Genomic DNA, 7,372 nt, shown 5'->3' with positions numbered 1-7,372 from the left:
GGGATTGGCGAGGGAAAAAGGTGAGAACGTCACTTATGGCGGCTCATTATGAAGGACTTGAAAAGCGTACCGGTGCGCCTTACTACGGAAAAAAGGCAGAGAAAGTATGTGATTGTGCGGAATGTCTTGCGTTTAAGAGAGATCGAGAAACGGACAGACTACGATTATATCAAGCCTATTTTTGTAAAGTGAGGTTATGCCCTATGTGTGCGTGGCGAAGATCATTGAAAATTTCTTATCACAACAAATTGATCGTTGAAGAAGCCAATCGGCAATATAAGTCAGCATGGATATTTCTCACGTTGACAGTAAAAAACGTTGAGGGTGATGATCTGAAACAGACCATTTCGGATATGATGAAAGGCTTTAATAGATTGATGAAATATAAAAAGGTTGATTCTGCGGTGCGTGGATATTTCAGAGCTTTAGAGATCACGAAAAATCATGAAGAAAATACATATCATCCGCATTTTCACGTTTTAATTCCAGTAAGAAAGAGTTATTTTACTCATAATTATATTAAACATTCAGAATGGACAAGCCTTTGGAAGCGTGCAATGAAATTGGATTACACACCCATTGTGCATGTGCAGCGGGTCAAAGGGAAAAAGGGAATTGATGCAGAAGCGATTGAAAAAGAAGTCCGCGAAGCAATGGAAGAACAAAAGGCCATTCTTGAAATCTCGAAGTATCCAGTTAAGGATACGGATGTCATGCGTGGGAATGAAGTGACCGAGGAAAATTTGGATACGGTCTATTATTTGGATGATGCACTAAGTGCCAGGCGTTTAATCGGGTACGGCGGAATCTTGAAAGAGATTCATAAGGAACTGAATTTGACGGATGCGGAAGACGGAGATCTGATCCGTATTGAAGAAGATGATGATGAGGTAGCCAATGAGACGTTTGAGGTCATGGCGCATTGGCATGTTGGCATCAAGAATTACATAATCAGATAGAAAAGCAGGCTCTTATTGGAGCCTGCTTTTTTTATGTAGACCCCATCCCTTATAATATGGGGTCTCAATAATGGCTATTAAACCACTTAAAACCTTTGTGGCTCTAAGGCTGAACCTTATCAACAAAATGAGAGATTTGTTGATGCTTAAAAAACATAAAATTTCTTTTTTGATTGCGGTGTCCGCAATCGTTTTGGAAACTTTTCTATTTTAGGCAATTTATGTAGATTTATATATCTATTTATGTGATATTTGCCATGAACAAAATACTAGATAGAGAGGGAGTTTTGTCTTGAAGTTAAAAATTATGATTATGGCGTTAGTTTCTGTTTTAGTTTTATCTATTGCACCAAATGTGTCAGCTTACGAAAATAATGTGAAGGAACCTGAAAGAGTCTATAAAGTTAAGACTGATGATCAAGCAAGTTTGGATGATGATCAGCAAAAAATGATTGATGCTGTTAAGCCGTATGTGTCTGTTGATAAAAATGGCTTATTATCTTTGAATAATGTTCCAAATTCTTTATATGAGAAGTACAGTTTAGAGCAATTAGAAGGACATTTTGCTCAATTGAATAATGATGTAAAAAATGGTAAAATTACTGTAGAAAAAGATTTGAGTATTAAACCTACTACTTTGTCGACATCTGTTAATTACGCAAGATGGACTTATAACTGGTGGGGATATGATCGAAAATTCAACAATAAAGCTTCTAAAAGCTATCAAGATTGGTTGTATACAGCAGCTGCTGGTGGAGCTATTACTGGAGGATTGACTTTTTGGTTACCACCTGTTGCTTCAATTTCTGGTGTCTCGGCTGGTTACTGGACTTTACTAGCTGTTAGAATCGGAGCAAAAAATAAAGGTAAAGGTGTCTATGTAGGTGTTACTTGGGTTGCTGCATTTAGAGTTGACACCCTCAAATAATATAAAGGTGATGATTTTATGATGACTGTAATAGCAGTCTTGATGATGTTAACTGGTGCTTCTTATTTTGCTGTTTATATGCAAAAACGTAAGAATAATAAGGAAAAAGAGATGGGTTATAAAGTTGTTTTTGCAGTTGTTTTCTTTTTACTTAGTGTGCCACTCATCAATATTGTCGCCACTGGAGGATAAAAAACAGGCTAAAAAGCCTGTTTTTTTGTTTCTATTTTGTTGCGGTGACAATCTCAATCATTTTTTATTTTTGAGTGCTTCGTTTTTTGGAATTAAGAGTTACATAACCAATCAGAAAAGAAAGTGTTAACGAGCTAAAGACCCTTAAAATTTCCTTAAAATATTATTATATTCAATTTTTTCTTTATTTTGGATTGTATAATCGCACTTGTTAAATATTATTTAAGGAGATCTGATATGTCTGTTATTTTTAGAAAATTACTTATTTATTCTATGATTTTTGCTTTTGCCTTCACTTCTTCAATTTTGGTATCATCTAAAAGTGCTTCTGCTGCTAATAGAGAGTGGGTTAATTTAGGTAAGGGATATAAAGCTGGATTTGATGAACCACATGACAAAAAAACAGGTAAGTGGCATGTTCATGTTTATAAAGGAAGCAAAGAAATTGCTTCGGAAAATATGGATGGAACTAAACATGATGGTTCTACTTTGAAGAAGGCTCCGAAGTCTGTTGTAAAGACATTAAAATCTAAGTCTCAATGGGGTAAATATAAAAAGAAACAAAAAAAACTTGAAGATGCTCGTAAGAACGTTAGTAAATTTAGTTGGTGGCAGTTAGTGTGGGATCCTACACCAATTGTTACATTAGCTGTTGCATTAGGTATCACTTTTGCTATGCTTACTATGGCGCAGTGGAAAGCAATTATATTTTGAGGGGATTCTGAACTAGATGAGAACTTTGAAAACAAGATTTAAAAGATTACTTCGTTTGAGAGAATTTGAATTTTTTCAAGTAGTGTCACAGGATTCAGAAAAATATGCTTTTCTTCTTTTTTGTGATCAGAGATTGTCTAAAGATGGTAACAAAGTAGATATATACTTAATATCTGACTTTGAATTATCTGATGAATCATATCAGGATGTTTTGAGCTTTAATGACGATATGTTAGGAATGAAGCATAGTTGTTCATATTGTATGGATATTGTTTCAGTGAAGGAAGAATTTGATTTTGATTTTCCTTTTGACATGCTTGCTATTCGTACCTATGTTCAAGAAATTTTAGATTTAGTTGGTATTGAAAAACAGTTACCTGAGTTCGAAGAAACTGATTTTGACTATTTATCTCAAGAATAGAGTTTAAATCATGTCTAAATACTTTTATTGTGTAATAAGTACTCTGTTTATTTTTAGCTGGTTTTTCTATAATCAAATTTCTGATATTTCACTTGAAATTATTGATTTTACAATCAGTTTATTTGTTCTTCTATGGGTATTTGCTTAGGATTTTTTAATTGTTTGTTAGTTCTAATATGTTCTTTGAAAGCGAGTATGAGATTTCATCTCGCTTTTTTTGTTGTTCTTCAAAACATTCTTGACGGAAATCATGAGATTTTAGCACTCATACAAGGGGATGTATAAGTGCGCCATTGTCACGGGTGTCCTATTTCCAAAATTGCCACCACTTTTTTTGTTGAGCAGCAGCAATCATTTTTTTTGTTTCAATGGATTCTTTCAAAGCGAGCATGAGATTTTCATCTCGTTTTTTTTGCTGTTCTTCAAATTGTTCGAGTCGTTTTAGGATGGCACGATTGAATTCTTCTTGTCTTTGAATGAGATCGGCGACATTGACATCTTGTAGCGGTGTAGCGGTATCCGATATGGACAAGTTTGACCGATACAAGGTCGCTACAAGTTTGGCTACTTCTTCTAGTGATTTACCACTCAATTTAGAGTGTGTGTATATATACTCCATAGCGGATAAATCGGACTCATTATACTGACGCCATCCCTTAGTGTCTCTGGCGAAATTATAGCCGTTTTTCTCAAGCATGGCGGCGTATTTACGTATCGTGACGCTGGAGACATTGAGCTTGTTTGCAATGTCTTGTGAAGAAAGGTAGGTTTCGGGTTTCATAGCGGGTTCACCTCTTTATGATTCATTCGCTACGGTATACGCTACGCCCTCCTAGATCAAAAGGCAAAATGTTTTTGTTTTGCGTAGCGGGTTGAAAGAGAAAAAATTTGATAAGTGTCGCCGGAGACATTTAGGAAAAGGTGAAAAGAGCATAAGGGAAAACTGCAACCACTTTATGTTTGAAATCCCAGTGTGATTTGTTTCGTGGCGGTTGCGATTTTTGAAAGGAATGTGCCTAAAAATGAAATTCTGACACACCTTTTTTTAGGAGAAAAATGCGGTAATGTGGCAGAAACGGCAAAACTGCCACACCATAAAAAGGAAAAGTGAGAAGAATTGAGTAACGTTTTGTGTTTGAAAAGGAGCGCACCTGCACACAAAGAAAGGGAGCGTTTTGCAAAAAAAATCAGTAGCAACAAGGGTTCAAAAGCTTTGAATTAAGTTTCGTGTTTGTTTTGTGTTGTTTCGGAAAAGTGTGCACTCAAAAGGAGCGTTACTGTTTAAAAAATGGAGTGAAAAACATTCGGCATGAGTCAACGGTAAGCGGAACGAAAGTGAGCATTAAGGAGTTGACTCATTCACCACACCCAAAGCCTATTGATTCAAACAAACCCCGTTTGTTTGCGCCCGCCGAAGGGGCATCCCCCGAAGATCGGGGGTAGGGGGTTTGAATATTTGCGATCCAACGGGCTGACCGTTGGCGGGTTTGGGCAGAGCCCGAAAAGAGTCACTGGAGAACCAGTGCCCACTTATGCACCTAAATAGGTGCTGTGGGTTTTCTCTCCGTTCAAAGCAGAATGCGAGGCATTGTACCGTTGGCATGAAAGAGTCAAAAATGATAAGATTAAAGAAATATTTGTGCGTTTGTTTTGTTTGGCGAAGGTGCGCAGCGGAAGACGACGACAGTCGTCGAGTGGCAACGAAAAGCGAAGCACCGAGAGCCAAACGGGAACCCCCCCACTCTAACAGGGGGGTACTACGGAAGAAAAAAACAAATTGAAGCTAGTCATAGCAATGGATTGACTCGTTTTGAGTTTGTGACAAAGATTGATTTGAATGATTAAACCTATAAAAATATCAAGGCTGTATTTCAAAAATGCCGTTGAGAGCGTTCAGATTCGATTCTGAGCGCTTTTATTTTTGTTCGGGTAATTCAAATAGGGGGATGAGTTAAAAACGCTTATAAGGGCTTTAAATGCGTTTTTTCGTTTTGTCTGCTGAATTCATTTTAAAAAACGTTTGCGAGATACCGAAAATTTTCAAAAATGGAAACGCAAGCAAGTTATAGCCGTATTTCATGTGCTAGGATTTAACATAAAAAAGCGATGTATCGGGGGATTGATGGTATGGGAACTATTGCAGCGCCTGTGATTGGTCAGAAGATTAATGAGTGGTATCGGCATATCAAAAGGTTGAATGTGACAGATGCAGAGATTCTCCGTAACGAAGTTAAGAATGAACTGGATTTGATGGAGGAAGACGAACAGGTTGTTCTTTATTTTCAGCTAATGGAATTTCGCCATGAACAGATGCTTGAATACGTAAATCCATCAAAAAATACTGTCAACAAAGCTGATTATTTGAGAGCTGTCGAAGGTGAAGGAAAAAGGCTTACTGGTATTATGGAGTACTACTTCAATTTTTTCAGAGGGATGTATGAGTTTTCTAAAGGGGAGTACATAAAAGCTATTACATTTTATCGCTATGCTGAAAGAAAACTTGATAAAGTAGCTGATGAATTGGAGCGTGCGGAGTTCTTTTTCAAAATGGCAGAAATCTTTTATCACATGAAGCAAACACATCTATCTATGTATTATGTTGAACAGGCGTATCATGCTTATAAGGCAAACAGTATATATCAAGTTAGGTTAATCCAGTGTAGATTCGTGATTGCGGGAAATTATGACGATTTGGTCAGTTACGAGAAGGCACTTCCCCATTTGAAACGAGCTTTACAGGAATCTATTGCACTTGGCCATGATTACATTACGACTAAGGGTTTGTTGAATTTAGGAAACTGTTTTAATAAACAAGATGATGTTGCGAAAGCAACAGTATATTACCAACGTGCATTAGAGTTAGGCGAGAAGATCGGTGCTAAAGAGGTTGTACAAGCTTGTTATGATTTAGCCATCATTTTCTTTAAGCAGGGACGAAAAGAAGAAGCTCTTGATTATTGTGTGAAAGGAAAGAGCTATGCTGAAAAGTATGATGATTCTATGTTTGTCGATCTTTTTAATGTGCTTCATGAGTTATATGTGACGGTTTCGCCTAGTGTTGAAGTCAATCAAAAATTCGATCAACTTTTATATAGTCGTGGTTATCCTTATTTAGAAGACCTAGCTTTAGAGGCTGGAAGATTTTATAATGACATAGAACGACTGGATGATTCTGTATTTTTTTATAAGAAGATGATCCAAGTTCAGAAACTGATTCAAAGGGGCGATTTTGAATATGACGTTTAAAAAAATTATGGCTGCCGTTTTGATTTTAGCTGTGACTGTTGCGCCGGTTTATGGTTTAGCGACGCAAGATAACAGCGTTTCTGTTGCGTCAAGGAATGCAACATGATGTATCGTATTCGATTTGTAACATGAAAATTAACAGACCTTTTAGGTCTGTTTTTTTGTGGAAATATCATGTGTAGTTACTTGAAAATAAGACGTAAACGATTAGGTTTTTGAACGTGCTTACCAGAATGTGATTATCCAGGTTGTGATTATCACGTTCTGGTGTGAGGTTTAGTCAAAAGGCTACAGAAAAGGTGTTTCTGATCGTAAAGGCTACAGAAAAGGTGTGGTGTTTTTTCTTGGCAAAATAAACCCTATGATTGCAGGGTTTTGATATGTATTTGAGTGATTAAAAGCTACAAAAAAAGTGTTAAGGCTATAAAAACGGGGGGACTCAATTTTTGAGTAGGGGGGGCAAAAAATCAAAAAAAAATCTCCCCCTGCGGGGAAATTTGGTTTAGTCTTTGGTCTTTTAGGTTTTTGGGTTTTGATCTTTTAAAAAGATGGCGGTTTCGCCAGCTTTTTGGGCGATTTTGACGGAGTCAGAATCGTGTCTTTTCTTATCTTGATACATATAGAAACATTGAGATTTTCAAAAAGTAGGGTAAATCCAGTGGTGTCAAGGGTTTAAAAGCATTTTGACATGTAGAAACTCCTTCTGCTATTATTAAAGTGACCAAACCATAATAATAGAGTGCTAGAGGACTAGCATCAGAAGGAGTTTTTATTTTGTATTCATCTGAATCGAATTATACCATCCTTCAGGACAAAACCGCAACAGGTAAAAAGCGGGATTGGCGAGGGAAAAAGGTGAGAACGTCACTTATGGCGGCTCATTATGAAGGACTTGAAAAGCGTACCGGTGCG

7 protein-coding genes and 1 pseudogene are annotated in these 7,372 nt (G+C 36.9%); 7 read left to right on the top strand and 1 reads right to left on the bottom strand.

What is annotated here, in order from left to right; translation table 11 throughout:
* From QSJ46_RS19535 to QSJ46_RS19515, 5 genes are all read left to right on the top strand, one after another.
* On the top strand, window positions 1-959 hold a 959-nt coding region (locus QSJ46_RS19535), incomplete at its 5' end, for a protein rep (protein WP_285605199.1).
* A 292-nt stretch (window positions 960-1,251) separates the two neighbouring features.
* Complete coding sequence (locus QSJ46_RS19530) at window positions 1,252-1,887, top strand: hypothetical protein (RefSeq protein ID WP_285605198.1); 636 nt, start codon at window positions 1,252-1,254, stop codon at window positions 1,885-1,887.
* A gap of 18 nt (window positions 1,888-1,905) precedes the next feature.
* The gene (locus QSJ46_RS19525) at window positions 1,906-2,079 is read left to right on the top strand and encodes a hypothetical protein (RefSeq protein WP_285605197.1); all 174 of its coding nucleotides are present in this window, start codon (window positions 1,906-1,908) and stop codon (window positions 2,077-2,079) included.
* Window positions 2,080-2,316: 237 nt separating this feature from the next.
* A complete protein-coding gene (locus QSJ46_RS19520) occupies window positions 2,317-2,793 on the top strand; it encodes a hypothetical protein (RefSeq protein WP_285605196.1) in 477 nt (158 codons plus the stop codon).
* Between the two features lie 16 nt (window positions 2,794-2,809).
* Window positions 2,810-3,214: a hypothetical protein gene (locus QSJ46_RS19515; RefSeq protein ID WP_285605195.1), complete on the top strand. Its 405-nt coding sequence runs from the start codon at window positions 2,810-2,812 to the stop codon at window positions 3,212-3,214.
* Window positions 3,215-3,521: 307 nt separating this feature from the next.
* Here the strand turns inward: QSJ46_RS19515 and QSJ46_RS19510 are convergent, their stop codons facing one another.
* Window positions 3,522-3,995 (bottom strand): DUF3967 domain-containing protein, encoded by a 474-nt coding sequence (locus QSJ46_RS19510; RefSeq protein ID WP_110487812.1) that lies wholly within the window; start codon window positions 3,993-3,995, stop codon window positions 3,522-3,524.
* Window positions 3,996-5,341: 1,346 nt separating this feature from the next.
* Here QSJ46_RS19510 and QSJ46_RS19505 point away from each other — a divergent pair.
* Both QSJ46_RS19505 and QSJ46_RS19500 read left to right on the top strand, forming a co-directional pair.
* The gene (locus QSJ46_RS19505; protein ID WP_031308973.1) at window positions 5,342-6,460 is read left to right on the top strand and encodes a response regulator aspartate phosphatase; all 1,119 of its coding nucleotides are present in this window, start codon (window positions 5,342-5,344) and stop codon (window positions 6,458-6,460) included.
* A 774-nt stretch (window positions 6,461-7,234) separates the two neighbouring features.
* Window positions 7,235-7,372, top strand: a pseudogene (locus tag QSJ46_RS19500) (protein rep); the annotation flags it as partial.

It is taken from the genome of Bacillus sp. YKCMOAS1 (genome assembly GCF_030268125.1).
GTDB lineage: Bacteria > Bacillota > Bacilli > Bacillales > Bacillaceae > Bacillus > Bacillus safensis.
The sequence above is the reverse complement of the archived record's forward strand: the minus strand, read 5'-3'. Positions and strand labels throughout refer to the sequence as shown.